At 64.9% G+C, this 17114-nt stretch carries 15 protein-coding genes; 7 read left to right on the top strand and 8 right to left on the bottom strand.

From position 1 onward, the window contains the following. Positions 1-14: 14 nt before the first annotated feature. The 7 genes from zomB to cobM form a co-directional block, all read right to left on the bottom strand. Complete coding sequence (zomB, locus tag ACOQFP_RS00390; RefSeq protein WP_421583108.1) at positions 15-1880, bottom strand: flagellar motor control protein ZomB; 1866 nt, start codon at positions 1878-1880, stop codon at positions 15-17. Further along, positions 1858-2763: a decaprenyl-phosphate phosphoribosyltransferase gene (locus tag ACOQFP_RS00385; protein ID WP_206491205.1), complete on the bottom strand. Its 906-nt coding sequence runs from the start codon at positions 2761-2763 to the stop codon at positions 1858-1860. Before ACOQFP_RS00385 ends, zomB begins: the two co-directional genes overlap by 23 nt. Further along, on the bottom strand, positions 2760-3296 hold the full coding sequence (locus ACOQFP_RS00380) for a phosphatase PAP2 family protein (RefSeq protein WP_206491206.1): 537 nt from the start codon (positions 3294-3296) through the stop codon (positions 2760-2762). Before ACOQFP_RS00380 ends, ACOQFP_RS00385 begins: the two co-directional genes overlap by 4 nt. Beyond that, positions 3274-5181 carry a glycosyltransferase gene (locus tag ACOQFP_RS00375; RefSeq protein ID WP_206491207.1) on the bottom strand — a complete coding sequence of 636 codons (1908 nt, stop codon included), beginning with the start codon at positions 5179-5181 and terminating at the stop codon, positions 3274-3276. The genes ACOQFP_RS00380 and ACOQFP_RS00375 overlap by 23 nt, the downstream gene beginning before the upstream one ends. Next, positions 5178-6407, bottom strand: coding sequence for a UDP-galactopyranose mutase (gene glf, locus ACOQFP_RS00370; RefSeq protein WP_206491208.1), 1230 nt, complete (start codon positions 6405-6407; stop codon positions 5178-5180). Before glf ends, ACOQFP_RS00375 begins: the two co-directional genes overlap by 4 nt. A gap of 67 nt (positions 6408-6474) precedes the next feature. Next, a complete protein-coding gene (gene cobF, locus ACOQFP_RS00365; protein WP_421583107.1) occupies positions 6475-7224 on the bottom strand; it encodes a precorrin-6A synthase (deacetylating) in 750 nt (249 codons plus the stop codon). Further along, positions 7221-7964 (bottom strand): precorrin-4 C(11)-methyltransferase, encoded by a 744-nt coding sequence (cobM, locus tag ACOQFP_RS00360; protein ID WP_421583106.1) that lies wholly within the window; start codon positions 7962-7964, stop codon positions 7221-7223. The genes cobF and cobM overlap by 4 nt, the downstream gene beginning before the upstream one ends. 344 nt (positions 7965-8308) lie before the next feature. Here cobM and ACOQFP_RS00355 point away from each other — a divergent pair, with 344 nt between their 5' ends. Both ACOQFP_RS00355 and ACOQFP_RS00350 read left to right on the top strand, forming a co-directional pair. After that, positions 8309-10492 (top strand): N-acetylmuramoyl-L-alanine amidase, encoded by a 2184-nt coding sequence (locus tag ACOQFP_RS00355; protein WP_421583105.1) that lies wholly within the window; start codon positions 8309-8311, stop codon positions 10490-10492. Positions 10493-10565: 73 nt separating this feature from the next. Then, the gene (locus tag ACOQFP_RS00350; RefSeq protein WP_421583104.1) at positions 10566-11459 is read left to right on the top strand and encodes a M23 family metallopeptidase; all 894 of its coding nucleotides are present in this window, start codon (positions 10566-10568) and stop codon (positions 11457-11459) included. Positions 11460-11474: 15 nt separating this feature from the next. Here ACOQFP_RS00350 and ACOQFP_RS00345 read toward each other — a convergent pair whose 3' ends face one another. Continuing rightward, the gene (locus ACOQFP_RS00345; RefSeq protein ID WP_206491212.1) at positions 11475-12311 is read right to left on the bottom strand and encodes an HAD family hydrolase; all 837 of its coding nucleotides are present in this window, start codon (positions 12309-12311) and stop codon (positions 11475-11477) included. A gap of 60 nt (positions 12312-12371) precedes the next feature. Between ACOQFP_RS00345 and ACOQFP_RS00340 the strand changes: the two genes are divergently transcribed. The 5 genes from ACOQFP_RS00340 to ACOQFP_RS00320 all read left to right on the top strand — a co-directional run bounded on the left by ACOQFP_RS00340 (position 12372) and on the right by ACOQFP_RS00320 (position 16757). After that, positions 12372-13403, top strand: a complete 1032-nt coding sequence (locus ACOQFP_RS00340) for an NADP-dependent oxidoreductase (protein ID WP_421583103.1) — start codon at positions 12372-12374, stop codon at positions 13401-13403. Positions 13404-13458: 55 nt separating this feature from the next. After that, positions 13459-13971 (top strand): peptide-methionine (S)-S-oxide reductase MsrA, encoded by a 513-nt coding sequence (msrA, locus tag ACOQFP_RS00335; protein WP_206491214.1) that lies wholly within the window; start codon positions 13459-13461, stop codon positions 13969-13971. Between the two features lie 123 nt (positions 13972-14094). Next, positions 14095-15393: a YhgE/Pip domain-containing protein gene (locus tag ACOQFP_RS00330; RefSeq protein WP_421583102.1), complete on the top strand. Its 1299-nt coding sequence runs from the start codon at positions 14095-14097 to the stop codon at positions 15391-15393. Positions 15394-15412: 19 nt separating this feature from the next. Then, positions 15413-16156, top strand: coding sequence for a CPBP family intramembrane glutamic endopeptidase (locus tag ACOQFP_RS00325; RefSeq protein WP_421583101.1), 744 nt, complete (start codon positions 15413-15415; stop codon positions 16154-16156). 7 nt (positions 16157-16163) lie between these two features. After that, positions 16164-16757, top strand: coding sequence for a DinB family protein (locus ACOQFP_RS00320; RefSeq protein ID WP_206491216.1), 594 nt, complete (start codon positions 16164-16166; stop codon positions 16755-16757). Positions 16758-17114: the final 357 nt, after the last annotated feature.

Genomic DNA, 17114 nt, shown 5'->3' with positions numbered 1-17114 from the left:
TCGTGCCCTCGCATCTAATTGTCGGACTTCAATATCGGGGCCGGAAGATCACATCGCTGTATTTCGTACTTCGGCACTCGATCGAATCGATATCCGGCGTAGAAGAACGCCCGCTTGAAATTTCGGACGAACAATTGCTTCGTCAACGGAGCCCGGTACGAGGCGATCAGTTCCTGGGTATCGGGGCAGGTCAGGGCCACTTCGGCTTCGGTGACCCAGTCCTCGTCCATGTACCAGGGCAAGTAGGGATGCACGTCGACGAGCCCGAGATCTGCCACCACCCAATCCGGGTAGAGGTTCTTGTCGTGCCCGATCCGGCCGTTCTCGAGCCGCTCGGTGTGCGAGGCCAACGGATACGCCAGACCCATCTGGTCGATCACCCGCACGTCGAGACCGACGTTCATGCTAGTCATTCCGAGGTTCAGGAAATACACGGTGTGGCCGACCCCACCCTCGGGGATGGGAAGCGGTGGCGGAACAACGTCCCAGTACGTGAACTGCGCCGAGGGCAGGAGCAGGCCGCCGTCCGGGGTGTCCTCGATCGCTTCGACCATCGCACGCATTCGCGGGTAATCGAGATAGTCCGAGGCCAGAATCGGATGGGCGTGCCCGGTGTTGAGGGAGTAGAACGCGCGCTCGTCGACGATGCCGCTCCGGCCGACGATCGAACCCTGCGGCATCCCCGTCGTATTCGCTGCGACGACAGCCCAGACGACTATGGCGCCCCACACGAATACATCAGCGACGAATACCGCCATGGCCCGATCCGCAGACCATCGTTCGGGCACAGCGACGGGCAGCACCGAAATCGGCAACAGCAGGGTGAACAATGCAGGCAGCAAGGTTCGGCCGTGCATGAAGTCGCCACCGACCCGTATGGCGTACACCGCCAGCACGAATCCACTGAGCAGGGCGAAAACCACGACGGCGGACGGTGTCCGCAGCGCTGCGAGCCAACCGCCGATCGAGCGCGGCAGCGACACCCGAACACGCGGCGCGGACAGCACTGCCGCCACCACGAGAAGCACAAGCGGCAACCACAGCAGATACGGCCCCACCAGGTTCGACAGGTACGCGAAACCCTGCGCCCACTTGGCTCCGCCCGCATCCTTCGACACCGCGGTATTGGGGTACGGCAGTCCGTAGTAGCCCATCCGCCAGATCTGGTACAGCACCGGCACCGCGCCGGCGAACGCGAACACACGGAATCTGGACCACCAGCTCTGCGGAGCCAGGAAGATCATCGCCAGTGCCAAGACGGCAACGATCGACAGCTCCGGACGCACCAGCGGGCCGAGACCGGCGAAGAAGGCGAGCAGCAGCAACTCGGCACCGCCGCTGCGGCGTTGACCCCAGCGAACCATCAACAGCCACAGCGTCGCCAACCAGAAGATGACGAGGCAGGTCTCGAGTCCCGAGGTCGCGAAGTCGCGGGCCGGAGGAACCGCGATGTAGACGAGCACTCCGGCAGGAAGGAACAGGGTGCGCGTTGCCGTGCGACCACGCAGTGCGAAGGTGCCGATCATCGCAATGACGACGGCCGCGGTGGACAGCACGAGCGCGATCGTCAGGACGACGTATTCGAGTCGACCTTCGCTGAGCCAGCTGGCGGCGTACACGAGGTAGGTCCAGATGGTGCTGGTGTTGGTCTCCACCCGCTCGCCTGCGTTGAACACCGGGCCGTTTCCGGCCAGCAGGTTGCGGACGGTACGCAGCACGATCAAACCGTCGTCGGCGATCCAGCGGCGTTCCCACGCACCCCAGAGGAACAACGCTCCGGTGACCACGGCCCCGACCCAGAAGACGGGCCTGGTGATCGATCCCCGAGCGAAGTCCTCCTCCCACGTGTCTCGCTGGTCAGGCGAGGTAGACAGCGACACCAACCACTCCGATCCACGCTATGGCGAGTAGCTGCAGAACCCTGTCTCCCAACGCGATCTCTTCGGGTTCGCCTGCCTCGCCGCCGTCGACATCCACTGCATATCGCAGGATTGCGATGGTAAACGGAATCATCGAGATGGCGAACCAGTTGGTGTCCGTTTCGGCATCCTGCTCGAAGGCCCACAGGCCGTAACAGAGCACGACGGCCGTCGCGGACAGCGTCCAGACGAAGCGCAGGTATGTAGTGGTGTAATTCTCGAGCGACTTACGAATCTTCGCCCCGGTCCGTTCGGCGAGATGCAGCTCGGCATAGCGCTTACCTGCCGCCATGAACAGCGACCCGAACGCCATGATCAGCAGGAACCACTGCGAGAGCGGGATGGATGCGGCAACCCCGCCTGCAATGGCGCGAAGCAGGAAGCCCGAGGACACGATGCAGATGTCCAGCACGGCCTGGTGCTTGAGCCCGAAGCAGTACGCCAACTGAACGGCAATGTAGACACCGATGACCAGGGCGAGCTTCCAGTTGGCGATGAACGAGAGCCCGATGGCCAGGGCAAGGGACACCACCGCCATGGCGTACGCGACGTTGACCGGCAGCACCCCCGCCGCGATCGGCCGGAACCGTTTGGTCGGGTGGGCGCGATCGGCCTCGACATCGAGCGCGTCGTTGACGAGGTAGATGCCCGAGGCCGCGAAGCAGAAGACGACGAAGGCCAATGCGACCGGGAGCAGGACTTCGCCCTCGGTGACCGAACCCGCAGCGAGCGGCGCTGCGAGCACCAGGACGTTCTTGACCCACTGACGCGGACGCAGCGCCTTGACGATGCCGTCCGCGAGGTTCTTCGGCGGTGCGCCTACGGGTGCGGCATCCTCGCTCATTTGTCTCCTTCGAACTTCACGACGGCCGCAGCCGTCAACGCGCCGAGTGCCGATCCGGCCAGCACATCGGTGGGGTAATGGACTCCGAGCACCAAGCGCGAAAGCAGCATGGGTGGGACGAGGACCGCCGGTAACGGTAGCCCGGTCACCCGGCCGAGGAGAACCGCGGCGGCTGTGGTCGATGTCGCATGCGAGGACGGAAAGCTCAGCTTGCTGGGCGTCGAGACGTTGATGCGCACGGCCGGGTCATGGGGACGTGGCCTTCGCACGATCCGTTTGATGACGATCGACGCGGCATGCGAGCCGACCGCACCGACGGCCACCGAGGCCCACTGTCGGCGGCGGGGCGCGTCCAGCGCAGCACCGATGCCGGCGATCGCGACCCAACCGAGGGCATGTTCACCGAAGTGCGACATGCCCCGTGCGACGGTGATCGCGCCGGGGGCGGCACCGACGGTGCGCTGCACCTGCTCGAGGATCCGGACTTCCGCCGGTGCCTCGCTCTGCCCTTTACGCCTGGTAACGAAAGACACGTTCCCACGTTTCCTTACTGGTCAGCTGCGGCACGGCATCACGGTACCGAGCTTTGAGGGCAGGGAATTCGGCGGCCAGCTGCTTGCGCAATGCCAGGGCCTCCTTGAGCAGCGCGGCGGCCTGCGCGCGGTCCCGCTTGCGGTAGACGACGCCGCGGCCGTCGGCGGTGGTGACGGTGACGCCGTCCACCTGTGAGAGCAGGAACCAGCGCGCGTCCAGGGTAGGGACGTTGAGCTGCGGGCGCTCGTGGTGCTGCTCATGAGCCGGCCGGACATTGTGCAGCAGACCCTTGGCCAGACGACGAACCTTCGAGATCGGGTTGGTCGGCAGGCCGACCGCACCGACTTCTTCTCCCGAGGCCAGTGGCAACTCCGTGGAGCTGCCGACGACGACTGCGTCGGGAAATTCCTTGCGCAGTGCGTGCACCGTCGGAAGTGCGGTGGGCAGGATGTCGAGGATGTGCTCGGGGCCGGCCAGGAAGTCGCGGATCGCCAGATTCTGGATGGCCACCGTCGAGTATTCGAGGCACAGCAGGTGCTTGATCGTGGCCTTGACGGTGTCGAGCACCAGGCCCTTGCCGTCACCCGGCATGTGCAGCGACGCGACCACCAGGCGGTTACGGAGGTGGAAGTACGCCTGCCAGTCGATGGCGTCGTCCTTGTCGCTCCACGCCATGTGCCAGATCGCCGCACCAGGAAGCGTCACCGTCGGATATCCGGCATCCTTGGCGCGCAGGCCGTATTCGGCGTCGTCCCATTTGATGAACAACGGCAGAGGCTGCCCGAGTTCCTCGGCGACGACGCGCGGAATCATGCACATCCACCAGCCGTTGTAGTCGACGTCGATCCGCCGGTGCAGCAGCTTGCTGGTGCGCAGGGGGTCCTCGGAGAAGTCGTGGTCGTACTCCACGTTCTGCGCGCCGGTCCACATGAAGTTGCCGCGATCGATCACTTCACCCATGACATGCAGGTGACTGCGCGCCTGCAGGTTGAGCATCTGACCGCCGACGAGCGTGGGCACCTTGGCGAATCGAGACATGGCCAGCGCACGCAGAATCGAATCGGGCTCGATTTCGATGTCGTCGTCCATGAACAGAATGTGTTGGCAGGCAGTGTTGTTCAGCGCCTCGTACATGATGCGGCTGTATCCGCCCGACCCACCGAGATTGGCCTGGTCGTGGATGGCCAGCCGACCACCGAGAGCCGCTTCGGCCTCGGCGAACCCGGGCTCGTCCTTCGCCTTGCGGGTGCCCTGATCCGGCATGATGACGGCCTCGATCACATCGAGCACCAGTGGATCGGAGCCAAGGGCGACAAGGGCTTTGACGGCGTCGGTCGGCCGGTTGAACGTGGGGATGCCGACCGCGACAGTCGCCTCGCCCGGGGCCTCGATCGGGGCGTACCAACCCGCACTCTCGAGCACCACCTCGGAGTCGGAGGTGATGTCGAACCAGATCCAGCCACCGTCCTCGAATGGACCGAGATCGATCAGAAACTCTTGCGCCGCATCGCCGTCCACGGCCTCACGGCCCTCGACGTGAATGCGCGAGGCATCGGCCTTGGAGCGGTAGACGTCGATTCGGCAATGGCCGGACACCTCGACGCGCAGCACCACGGACTTCAGGATGCTGTAGCGCCGCCAGTAGCTCGCCGGGAAGGCGTTGAAGTAGGTGCAGAACGAGACCTCGGATTCGGCACCGATGGTCAGCGAGGTGCGCGACAGCGAGTGCGCACGTTTGGCGTTGGTGAGCGCCTCTTCGAGATACAGCGTGCGTACGTCGAGCGGTTCACCCGAGCGCGGGAGCAACACGCGCTGCAGCAATGATGTCCCGAGCACCGGGGCCGCGTCGGCAACACCGTCGGCGAGCAGGTGCTTGCCGGTCACTTGTCACCCGCCAAGGGTGCGCCGGTCTCGAAGTGCGGGGCCAAGATGTTGTCGTACATGTTCAGTGCGCTGGCGATGGCCATGTGCATGTCCAGGTACTGATACGTGCCGAGCCGACCGCCGAACAGCACTCCGTTGGCGGCGGCTTCGGCCTTCGCGCGGGCGCGGTAGGACTCGAGCTTGGTCCGGTCGTCGGGAGTGTTGATCGGGTAGTACGGCTCGTCGCCGCTCTCGGCGAAGCGCGAGAACTCCCGCATGATGACCGTCTTGTCGGTCGGGTAATCGCGTTCGGGGTGGAAGTGCCGGAACTCGTGGATGCGGATGAACGGGACATCGGCGTCGTTGTAGTTCATCACCGGCGTGCCCTGGAAGTCACCCGTCTGCAGCACCTCGGTCTCGAAGTCGATGGTGCGCCAACCCAATTCGCCCTCGGAGTAGTCGAAGTAGCGGTCCAAGGGTCCGGTGTACACGATAGGGGCGTTCGGACTCTCCGCCACGATCTGGTCCCGCACGTCGAACCAGTCGGTGTTCAGCCGTACCTCGATCTTCTCGTCGCGTGTCATGTTCTCGAGCCACGCGGTGTAGCCGTCGACGGGAAGGCCCTCGTAGGTGTCGTTGAAGTAGCGGTTGTCGAAGGTGTAGCGGACCGGCAGCCGGGTGATGTTGCCTGCGGGCAGATGCTTCGGATCGGTTTGCCACTGCTTGGCGGTGTAGTCGCGGATGAACGCCTCGTACAGGGGACGGCCGATCAGCGAGATGGCCTTCTCCTCGAAGTTCTGCGCGTCCTTGGAGTCGAACTCGCTGGACTGCTCCTCGATCAACGCGCGGGCCTGATCGGGCGAAAAGAACTTGCCGAAGAACTGCGAGATCAGTCCCAGTCCCATCGGGAACTGGTAGGACTGGCCGCCGTGCAGCGCGAACACGCGGTGCTGGTAGCCGGTGAAGTCGGTGAACTGGTTGACGTAATCCCAGACCCTCTTGTTCGAGGTATGAAACAGGTGCGCACCGTACTTGTGGATCTCGATACCGGTCTCGGGCTCGGCCTCCGAGTAGGCGTTGCCGCCCAGGTGGTGCCGCCGATCCAGCACCAGGACACGCTTGCCCAGCTGGGACGCCGCCCGTTCTGCCACGGTCAGTCCGAAGAACCCGGATCCGACGACGATCAGGTCGTATCGGCCGGTCGCGGAGGCGTCGGAAGTGGTGGTCTCGGGGCTCACAGCAGTCACGGGCAACCAGGGTATCCGACGATCGTGACGGCTCTGCCCCGCCAGGCGTCGGGCCACGGGCTCGGCGTCATTGTCCGGCGCGGCGGAGCAGGTAGGTGTCCATCACCCAGCCGTGCCGGGATTTGACCTCGTCGCGGGCGAGGCGGATGTCGCCGAGTACCTCGTCGAGGTTGCCGGCCACCAGCTTCTCGTCGCTGGTACCCAGGTTGGCCCCCCAGTGGATTTCCCAGTCCGCGCCGGTCAGCGCACTGCAGGTCAGGTTTCCGTCGAGCATGACGACGAGATTGTCCAGACCGGCAGCGACGTCTGCGGCCAGATTCCTACCGGTGGTGATGACGATCGGACCACCGATGCGGTTGAGCACCAATTTGTGGCTCGCCGCCAACATCGACACGCTCGAGATGCCGGGTGTGACGTCGAACTCGACGTCCTTACGCATCGCCGCGATCTGCTCGACCACGCGAATCGTGCTGTCGTAGAGGGCCGGGTCGCCCCAGACCAGGAACCCCACGACTGTGCCGGCCGCGAGCCCGTCGAGCACCTCGGCGTAGGCGCGGGCGCGGGCATCGTGCCAATCCGAGACGGCGCTCTGGTACTGCCGGGGTGATCGGTCACGCTGCGGGTCGGGCACCTCGATCAGCCGGTAGCTGCCACCGTGGTGACGTTCGAGGATCATCTGCCTGGCGGCCGCGAGATCGCCGACGGAGGCCCCCTTGTCTGCCACGATGAACACATCGACGGCCCGCATTTTCTCGATGGCCTGGACGGTGATCTGGTCCGGATGTCCGCCACCGATACCGATCAGGTGGATGTTCACGAACGGTCCCGGCAGGCGTCGTACAGGTGTGATTCGGTGACGAGGCGTCGGGAAAGGGCCGGTCCGACCAGGATCACCGCGGACTGACGCAGTCCCGCGGCCTCGACCTGGTCGGCGATATCGGCCAGGGTGCCGCGCAGCAGCAATTCGTCCGGCTTGCTGGCATGAAAGACGACGACGGCGGGGCATTGCGGCCCGTAGAACTCGGCGAGTTCGTCGGCGATGATGCGGGTGCGGGTGATGGCCAGGTGCAGCGCCAGCGTGGCGCGGGTGGCCGCGAAATTCTGCAGTGCTTCGGTGCTCGGCATCGCCGTCGAGCGAGCCTGGGCGCGGGTGAGCACCACCGATTGCGTCACCTCGGGCATTGTCAGCTCGACGCCGAGCGAGGCGGCAGCGGCAGCGTAGGCAGGGACGCCGGGTGTGACGTCCCAGGGGACGTCCGCTGCGTCGAGCCGCGCGGACTGTTCGGCGAGCGCCGAGTAGAGGGACGGGTCGCCCGAGCACAGTCGAGCGACGTCCTCGCCGCGCCGGTGGGCGGCGACGAGTTCGGCGGTGATGGCGTCGAGGTCGAGTTTCGCGGTGTCGACGAGGCGGGTGCCTGCTGGGCAGTGGTCGAGGATCGCGTCGTCGATGTAGGTGCCTGCGTAGACGCAGACCGGGCTCGAGCGCAGCAGTTCGACGGCCCGCAGCGTGAGCAGGTCGGCAGCGCCTGGTCCGGCTCCGATGAAGTGCACAGTCACAGCTCGGAAGCGTAGGGGGCCGGGAGTGAAGCCTGCGGAACGACCCAGGGGTACAGGAGTGAAGCCTGCGGAACGACCCGGGGGTACAGCAGTGGAGCCTGCGGAACGACCCAGGGGTACAGCAGTGGAGCCTGCGGAACGACCCAGGGGTACAGGAGTGGAGCCGGCGGAACGACCCCGAAAGATTCCCGACGCGCCGCGTCACCGGAACTCCCGCCAATGGCTAACCGTCAAGCTAAGGTTTAGCCTTGTGTCTGATGGGACTCATGGTGCTGATGTGATTTTTGTTGTTCGGCACCCATGATCCTACGACGCGTACCTACCACCAACCAGGGAGTACCGCCTTGCCGAACCGTCGAACGAAGCCGTCGATCGTTCTCGGTGCTGTCGCACTGCTCGCCGTAGCGACCCCGTTTGCGGTCGCAGGGCTCACCGACAGCACGACAACCGGAGTTCGACCGGCCAACGAGACAACCCCGGTCACCGTGCCCACCACGATCGTCGAGACCGCACTGAGCGCCGCACCGGACATCGTGATTCCGCTGCAACAGCTCACCGGCCTACCGCTGCCGGATCTGCGGCTCTCCGATCTCAAATACCTGCCCCTGCCCGAGTCGATCGTGATCCCGCCGATCGAAATTCCGGACATTCCCGGGCTCACCACCCCTGCGCCGGGGAACGCGACCGCGCAGGCACCGATTCCCAGGGTCGATGCGTCCGCGCCGATCAACCCCGAGGCTGCGGACCCCACTGGCCCGCCGCTCGGTGCCGCCGTGAAGGAAATCTCGCAGGACACCCCGTTCAGCATGGTGGCGTTGACGTCCGAGGAGCTGAACGGCGCGTCCGCGCAGGTTCGCCGCCAACTCGAGGACGGATCCTGGGGCCCGTGGCTCGAGACCGCGCCGGTGGACAGCAACGCCGACGACTCCGCCCCTTCGCCCGCAAAGCAGGGCACCGAACCGATTTTCGTCGGAATGACCAAGGCCGTGCAGGTCCTGCTGACGCCGCTGACCGGGAGCGCAGCGCCGGAGGGTTCTGCCGTTGCGCCGGTACCCGAGATTCCGGTGGTCGAGATGCCCTCCGGTGATGCACCCGTGGACGGGGCCCCCGCCGCCGAGCAGCCCCTCGGTTACACCCCTGCGTCGTCGAGCACATCACTGCGCCAACAGGATCCGGCTCCACTCGATCCGGCCGCGATGGATCCGGCTGCGGCCGAGCCTGCACCGGCAGATCCGGCAGCAGATCCGAACCAGGCGAATCCGGCAGAGCAGTTGGCTGCGGCGGTCAACGACATCAGCGCCGTACTCATCACTCCCGGCACATCGCCGGCCGACTCGGCGCTCAGCGACATCGCCACTCCGGTCGCCGGTAACGCAGGCCCCAACGTGATCACCCGCGCGCAGTGGGGTGCCGACGAGTCGATCCGTTGCGCCACACCGACGTACGACGACTTCATCGGTGGTGCCACCGTGCACCACACCGCAGGCAGCAACGATTACTCCAAGTCCGAATCGGCCGAAATCGTCCGCGCTATCTACGCCTACCACGCGCAGACGCTGGGCTGGTGCGATATCGGCTACAACGCCCTCGTCGACAAGTACGGCCAGATCTTCGAAGGCCGTGCCGGTGGCCTCGACAAGGCGGTTCAGGGCGCACACGCAGGCGGATTCAACGAGAACACCGTCGGAGTTGCCATGATGGGCGACTACTCCACCGAGGATCCCTCGCAGGAAACCGTCGACTCCGTCGGCAAGTTCCTCGGTTGGCGACTCGGCCTGGCCGGACTCGATCCCAAGGGCACCACGACGATGACGTCCGAGGGAACGAATTTCACGTTCGTCGGCAAGGGCAAGAGCATCGATCTGCCGGTCATCTTCGGACACCGCGACGTCGGCAACACCGAATGCCCGGGTAATGCCGGATACGCCCGCCTCGGGGAGATCCGAGACATCGCGGCCGCGAACCTCGGCGGCGGGGACGGCGCGCCCGCCGCGCCGGACACCGCCCCCGAGCCCTCCCCCGATACCGCGGTGACCGATGCTGCCCCGTCACGCCCCGGAACCAATGCCAGTTCCACTCTGGGAGAGAACATCCCGGCGTTGGTCGCCGAGTTGCAGAGATTGGCGGCAACCAGTCCCGTCGCGCAGAAGTGGCTGGCCTCGGGCGGCGAGACCGGAGCCCTCGGGGTCCCGGTGAGCGGTCTGGTGCAGGTCAGTGGCGGCCGAGAGAAGGCGCAGTTCGCCAACGGCGAGATCATCACCAACATGGCCGGTCAGGCTGTGGCCGTCATCGGCAAGATCTTCCAGCAATACGTGCAGCAGGGTGGCGTCGACGGCATTCTCGGCCTACCGATCACCGACGAGTTCCGGGTGCCGGAAGGCTTCCGTACCGATTTCGAGAACGGCTCGTTGATCTTCAACGAACTCACCGGAATCGTCACCACGGTGATCAAGACGTACAACGACACCTACGACGCGGAGATGCAGAAACCCGCCGCGGCACCGGTTGAACCGGCACCCGCGGGCTGAGATGTCCATGTGAAAGGGCCGAGTCGTCATGGCGACTCGGCCCTTTCGCGCTTTTGGTGGGTAGCGTGGACTGATGACCACGCGAACGCGCGTCGTGTTGTTGTCCTCGATCCCGCAGCTGGTGTGGCTCGCAGTAGTGACCCAGGGCGTCACCGGTTGCTGGACGGCCGAGAACGGTGGGGCTTGGATCGGGTCCCTACTGCTCGTTCTCGCCACGACCGTACTCGGCGTCTTCTTCTCGATACCGTCGTCGACGACGTTCGGCATTCCGTACCGTCCGATCGATGCGGTGTTGCTGATGGTGTGCGCGGTGTCGGCACTGAGAATCGACCACTGGCCCGCCGGGTTCGATACCGAAACATTCGCATTCGGAGCGGCGGCGACCATTGCTGCTGTCTCGGCCGCAATTGCGAGCCGCGCTCTCGCGGTGAGTGATTCGAGTGCGCTTCGGCCACGGTTTCCGGTAGACGGGGCGCAGTGGACGGTGCTCGCTGGCGAGGGCAGACTGCTCAACCACCACTGGGTGGCTCCGCTTCAGCGCGCCGCGGTGGATCTGGTGATGGTGGACCGTCGAGGGTCCTCGCACCGCGGAATTCTCGCGAGATCCGACGAGGACTACTACGCGTTCGGAAGTCCGGTCCACTCCCCCATCGACGGAACCGTCGTGCGGTGCGGCGACGGATTGGACGACGGCAACCTCGACCCTCGCAAGCCGGCGGGCAATCATGTCGTTCTCAGCGATGGCTCCGAGGAGATCCTGATCGCACATCTGAAGAAGGGCAGTGTCGCCGTAGCCGCAGGCGAGCAGGTCCACGTCGGCCAACTGCTCGGCAACGTCGGGAATTCGGGGAACTCCACCGAGCCGCACCTGCACATTCACGCCCAGCGCGACGGCCGAGCAGTGCGCATCGTGTTCAGTGACGTGCGTGGCCGGATGTGGCCGGGCCGACGCGTCGTCCGGCGCTGATCCGGTCTCGGCAGGTCACCACCAGCGTTCGAGGACCCGCGCCACCCCGTCTTCGGCGTTGCTGACGGTCTGCTCGTTCGCCGCCGCGACGGCCGCCGGATGTGCGTTGCCCATAGCGACGCCGAGTCCGACCATCGACAGCATCGGCACGTCGTTGGGCATGTCGCCGAAGGCCACGATGTCGGCCATGTCCACGGAGAGAGATTCGGCAACCCTGGCCAGGCCCGAGGCCTTCGTCACGCCGGGAGCGGACAATTCGATCAGTCCGTTGTCGGTGGAGAAGGTCAGGTCGGCGCGGCCGGCGATCAACGGGGACAGCACGTCGGCCATGTGGCCGCTGGTGGTGGACGTCAGGCGAATGAGCAGCTTGACCGCCGGGGTCTCGACCACGTCGTCCTCGGTTGTCTCGACGTTGTCGGGGTTGAGCCAGGCGTGCTCGTAGCCGGGGGAGCTGACGAACTGCGGGGTTGCCGAGTCGTGCGCGGTCAGACCCACCCGCTCGGCGGCGAGGCCGCAGCCGGGCAGCGCCCGGTAGGCGATCTCGGCCAACCACTGCAGCGTCTCGACCGAGAGGGTTTCGGCACTGAGCACTCGGTCCGACGCGGCGTCGTAGATCACCGCACCGTTGGCGCACACCGACATCGGGGCGTATCCCAACTGGTCGACGACCGGATGGATCCACCGCGGTGGCCGACCGGTGGAGAGCACGAAGGGCACGCCGTCGGCCACGACCGCCGAGACGGCTCGCCGAGTCCGTTCGGTGACCCGTTCGTGCTGGTCGAGAAGAGTCCCGTCGACATCGCTGGCGACGAGTCGGGGGGCGAGGCGGGTGGTGTTCGGCGCGTTGGTCATCGTGAAGTCATTCTGCCCTAGTGTCGAAGTGAACTGTCTTCGACGTGGAAGGAACGGTAGATGACATCTGTGAACCGTCAGATCCGATTGGCGCAGCGTCCAGTGGGGCGACCCGACGAATCGACGTGGAACCTCACCGAGGAACCGATTCCGACCCCGGCCGAAGGCGAGTTCGTCGTCACGGTCGACTACGTCTCTCTGGATCCCGCGATGCGGGGCTGGCTCAACGATGCGCGTTCCTACGTGCCGCCCGTCGGTATCGGTGACGTGATGCGAGCGCATGCCGTGGGCCGGGTTCTGGAATCTCACCATCCCGATTACGCAGTGGGCGAGATCGTTTCGGGCTCGTTCGGGGTCACCGAGCATGCCCTGTCCGACGGCACCGGGGTACAGAAGGTCGACGAAGCCGTCGCCCCCGCACCCACCTGGCTGGGCGCGCTCGGCTTCCCCGGGCTGACTGCGTACTTCGGCCTGATGGACGTCGGCAAGCTCGCCGAGGGCGACACCGTGGTGATCTCCGGAGCCGCCGGAGCCGTGGGCAGCATCGCGGGACAGATCGCGAAAGCCAAGGGGGCCACGGTGATCGGCATTGCCGGCGGACCCGAGAAATGCGCCTGGCTCACCGAGGAACTGGGCTTCGACGCAGCGATCGACTACAAGAACCAATCGGTGTACCAAGGATTGAAGGCGGCCGCACCGAAGGGCATCGACGTGTATTTCGACAACGTCGGTGGTGAGATTCTCGATGCCGCGCTGTCGCGACTACGCAAGGGTGCGCGAGTAGTGCTGTGCGGGGCCATTTCCGGCTACAACGCCACCGAACTACAGCCCGGCCCGGCGCACTACCTGTCGCTGTTGATCAATCGCGCGTCGATGACGGGGTTCATCATCTTCGACTACCTGGACCGCTACCAGGAGGGCATCGCCGCGTTGTCGGAACTGCTCACCAGCGGCAAGATGACCGCGCGCGAGCAGATCGAGATCGGCGGCATCACCGCCTTCGGTTCGACGCTGAACCTGTTGTTCGACGGTGCCAATACCGGCAAACTCGTTCTCGAGGTCGGCGAACGCACCCACGACTCGGAATTATGACGACCGCTCGTTCGTTGGAACCCACGTATCGATCGATAGAGCACAAGGAGTAACGATGTCTGAAGCCACCGAAACCGCCATCCTCGCCGGAGGGTGCTTCTGGGGAGCCGAGGAGCTCGTCCGCAAGCTTCCCGGTGTGGTCTCCACTCGCGTCGGCTACACAGGCGGCGAGGTGCCCAACGCCACCTACCGCAACCACGGCAACCATGCCGAGGGCCTCGAAGTGATCTACGACCCGTCCAAGACCTCGTACCGCGATCTGCTGGAGTTCTTCTTCCAGATCCACGATCCCACCACCAAGAACCGTCAGGGCAACGACATCGGAGCCAGCTACCGCTCCGCGATCTTCTACCTGAACGAGGAGCAGAAGCGCATCGCAGAGGACACGATCGCCGACGTCGACGCGTCGGGACTGTGGCCGGGCAAGGTCGTCACCGAGGTGACTGCGGCCGGTGATTTCTGGGAGGCCGAGCCCGAGCACCAGGACTACCTGCAGAAGTACCCCGAGGGATACACCTGCCACTGGGTACGTCCGGACTGGAAGCTGCCGCGTCGGGCAACCGCCTGATCAGTTTCGTTTCCTGCTCCACTCCTCGCTCTCGTCGGCGAAACTCTGCCGATTCGTGCGTCGAGTGGAGCAGGATGTGCGCTCCGGTTTCGCGGGTTCCTCGAATTTTGCGACACTGATCCGGTGACTTCCGACAGAACACCTCGATCGGTGACCCAGGTCCTTCGTTCGCCGCGTTTCTGGCTGGCTCCTATCCTGGTGGTCTCGGCGTTGATGTCGTTTCTGGCCGCCCTGTATCTCGGCGGCGTACTCGACCCCCGAGGCAATCTGCACGACCTCCCCATCGCGATCGTCAACCAGGACGAGGGTGACACCCTCGCGGGCGAACAACGCAACATCGGCAACGACATCGTCGACGGCCTGCTCCAGAACGTCGACTCCGAGAAGGTCGCATTTCGCCAGGTCGGGCCGGCACAGGCCGACTCGATGCTGTCGACGGCCGAGGTCTACGGTTCCATCGCCATTCCCAGCGATTTCACGAAGAGAATGGGAATTCTCGCGCAGGCGAGTGTGATTCCCGGCGATGTCGAAAAGCCGATCATCACCGTCTACACCAATCCGCGCGCGGGCAGTTTCGGAATGTCACTCGTGACCGGAGTCGCCACACCTGCATTCGAGTCGGTCAATCAGACTGTCGGACAACAGATCACCGAACAGGTGCGCCAGCAGCTCGGTGACACCCAGCTCGCCGGTGCAAGCACTCTCACCCTCGCACAGCCGATCGATGTGATCGTCACCCAATACGATCCTCTACCCGACGGCACCGGCGGGGGCCTGTCCGCCTTCTACTACGCGCTCCTGCTCGTCCTGGCGGGCTTCACCGGTGCGACCATCGTCAGCACCCTCGTCGACGGCCTACTCGGATTCACACCAACGGAAATCGGTCCCAAGTACATCCATCGTGGACCGACCCGGATCAATCGCTTCCAGACGCTGCTCGTGAAATGGCTGGTGATGATCGTCCTCGCCATGCTGGTCTCGGCCCTCTATCTGCTGATCAGCCATCTGCTCGGTATGCCGATCACCCATGCCTGGACCTTGTGGATGTACGGCGCGTTCGCGATCACAGCGGTCGGCGTCACGGCGCTGGCGGTGATGTCCGCATTCGGCACGGCAGGATTGCTGGTCAATCTGATCGTGTTCATCATTCTGGCGTTGCCGTCCTCGGGCGGCACCATCCCCCTCGAGGCCAGCCCGCCGATCTTCACCTGGCTCGCGCAGTTCGAGCCCATGCACCAGATCTTCCTCGGCACCCGGTCGATCCTGTACTTCAACGCCTCACTCGACGCGGGCCTGCTCCATTCGGTGTCGATGACTGCACTCGGACTGCTCATCGGGCTGGTATTCGGCCTGGTGTTCACCCTCCTCTACGACCGGAAAGGCCTCGATCGAAGCCTCGATTCTGCGGGCGCTCTCAGCTGACGTCAGTACACTCGCTCCAATGCCTGCTGTGAACCCGGCCGGGAGCGCTGTGCCCCGACGTGCCTTCCACGCGTATCTCGACGTCGCCGTCGTCGTCCTGGTGCTCGTGGGGACCAATCTCATCGCGCACTTCACCACTGCCTGGGCCAGTATCGCGACGGTTCCCATCGCCGCAATTCTGTTGGTGATCCTCTCGAACCGCCGCGGCCTGGGCTGGGCCGAGCTGGGCCTGTCTCCGAAACAGTGGAAGACGGGTTCGCTGTACGCGCTGGGCGCCGTCGGGATCGTCCTCACCGTCGTGGCGATCGGCGCATTGCTGCCCCTCACCCGACCTTTCTTCATGGCCGATCGATACGCCACCGTCTCAGCCGCCCTGATCGCCTCGATGATCGTCATCCCCTTGCAGACCGTCATCCCCGAGGAACTCGCATTCCGCGGAGTTCTGCACGGCACCCTGGGTCGCATTTACGGTGCGCGAGGCGTCTTCGCCGCCGGTTCGCTGCTGTTCGGGCTGTGGCACATCGCGTCCTCGCTCGGCCTGACAGCAGGCAATGTGGGGCTCAGCGGATTCCTCGGCGGCGGCGTCTTCGGGCAGGTCGTAGGCATCGCACTGGCCGTCGCCGCGACGGCTGCAGCCGGGGTGGTGTTCACGTGGCTGCGCAGCCGCAGCGGCAGCTTGATCGCCCCCATCGCCCTGCACTGGTCGCTCAATGGGCTCGGAGCCTTGGCTGCGGCCCTGGTCTGGCACGCGTCGGTGAGCTGAGGCGGTCATGAAAGACATGTTGTGGCAGTACCTTCGGATCGCCCGCCAGAACATGCTGTGGAAGCTCGACGGCCTCACCGAGTACCAGATGCGTCGGCCCATGACCCCGACCGGTACCAACCTGCTGGGGCTGGTGAAGCACCTCGCGCTGGTGGAGTACGGCTACTTCGGGCTCACGTTCGGTCGTGAGTTTCCGGCGCGTTTCGCCGAACTCGAGAAATCAGCCATCGCACGGCTCAATTCCGACATGTGGGCCGCCGCCGACGAGTCCTCCGAGTCGATCATCGCCCTCTACCGCGAGGCGTGGGTGCATTCGGACGCCACGATCGCCGCCCTGGAATTGGACTCCCCCGGCACGGTGCTGCACTGGCCCGCAGACAAGCAGAACATCGATCTGCATCGTGTGCTGGTGCACCTGGTAGCCGAGACCAACCGCCATTGCGGGCATGCGGACATCGTGCGCGAGCTCATCGACAGTTCGGTTGGACTACGACTGGGCAACGAGAACATGGCCGACGGCGATGCGCAGTGGTGGGCCGAGTATCGCGCCGAACTGGAAAGCGTTGCGCGAGAGGCTGACGAAGTTCGTCCGAAGAACTGACGGCCTGACGTACGAGTTCGTTCGAGACGGCAACTGTCACGGCTTCCCGTCGTACCGAAGGGCATTGGCGGCCTGCCACGGAAGGCATCCGGTCCACAGCCACTGAGTAGGTGACTACCACGAGCTACCGACAAGAATGTGCTCGCGAATAGTTATGCAGCGCAATAGTTTTCGATTTGACGATCGTTGTGTATCGAACACCAGTTCGATACAGTTTGGGTCATGACGACGGAGATCTGGCAACTGAGCGAGGACCAACTCCTCGCCGACGCCGCCGCGGTCTCCCACCAGATCCAGTTGCTCGAAGCCCGCCGCATCGCCCTCGTCGCCGAGATCGACACCCGCGTCACCCGCGAG

The organism is Rhodococcus sp. MALMAid1271 (assembly GCF_049195265.1).
Classification (GTDB): domain Bacteria; phylum Actinomycetota; class Actinomycetes; order Mycobacteriales; family Mycobacteriaceae; genus Rhodococcoides.
Note: the sequence above shows the minus strand (reverse complement) of the source record. Positions and strands in the feature narration are given on the sequence as shown.

Excerpts from the sequence above, each read along its gene's own strand:
- ACOQFP_RS00385 (WP_206491205.1), bottom strand. The coding sequence starts at position 2,763 with ATGAGCGAGGATGCCGCACCCGTAGGCGCACCGCCGAAGAACCTCGCG.
- ACOQFP_RS00320 (WP_206491216.1), top strand. The coding sequence starts at position 16,164 with ATGAAAGACATGTTGTGGCAGTACCTTCGGATCGCCCGCCAGAACATG.
- ACOQFP_RS00325 (WP_421583101.1), top strand. The coding sequence starts at position 15,413 with ATGCCTGCTGTGAACCCGGCCGGGAGCGCTGTGCCCCGACGTGCCTTC.
- ACOQFP_RS00340 (WP_421583103.1), top strand. The coding sequence starts at position 12,372 with ATGACATCTGTGAACCGTCAGATCCGATTGGCGCAGCGTCCAGTGGGG.
- msrA (WP_206491214.1), top strand. The coding sequence starts at position 13,459 with ATGTCTGAAGCCACCGAAACCGCCATCCTCGCCGGAGGGTGCTTCTGG.
- ACOQFP_RS00350 (WP_421583104.1), top strand. The coding sequence starts at position 10,566 with ATGACCACGCGAACGCGCGTCGTGTTGTTGTCCTCGATCCCGCAGCTG.
- ACOQFP_RS00345 (WP_206491212.1), bottom strand. The coding sequence starts at position 12,311 with ATGACCAACGCGCCGAACACCACCCGCCTCGCCCCCCGACTCGTCGCC.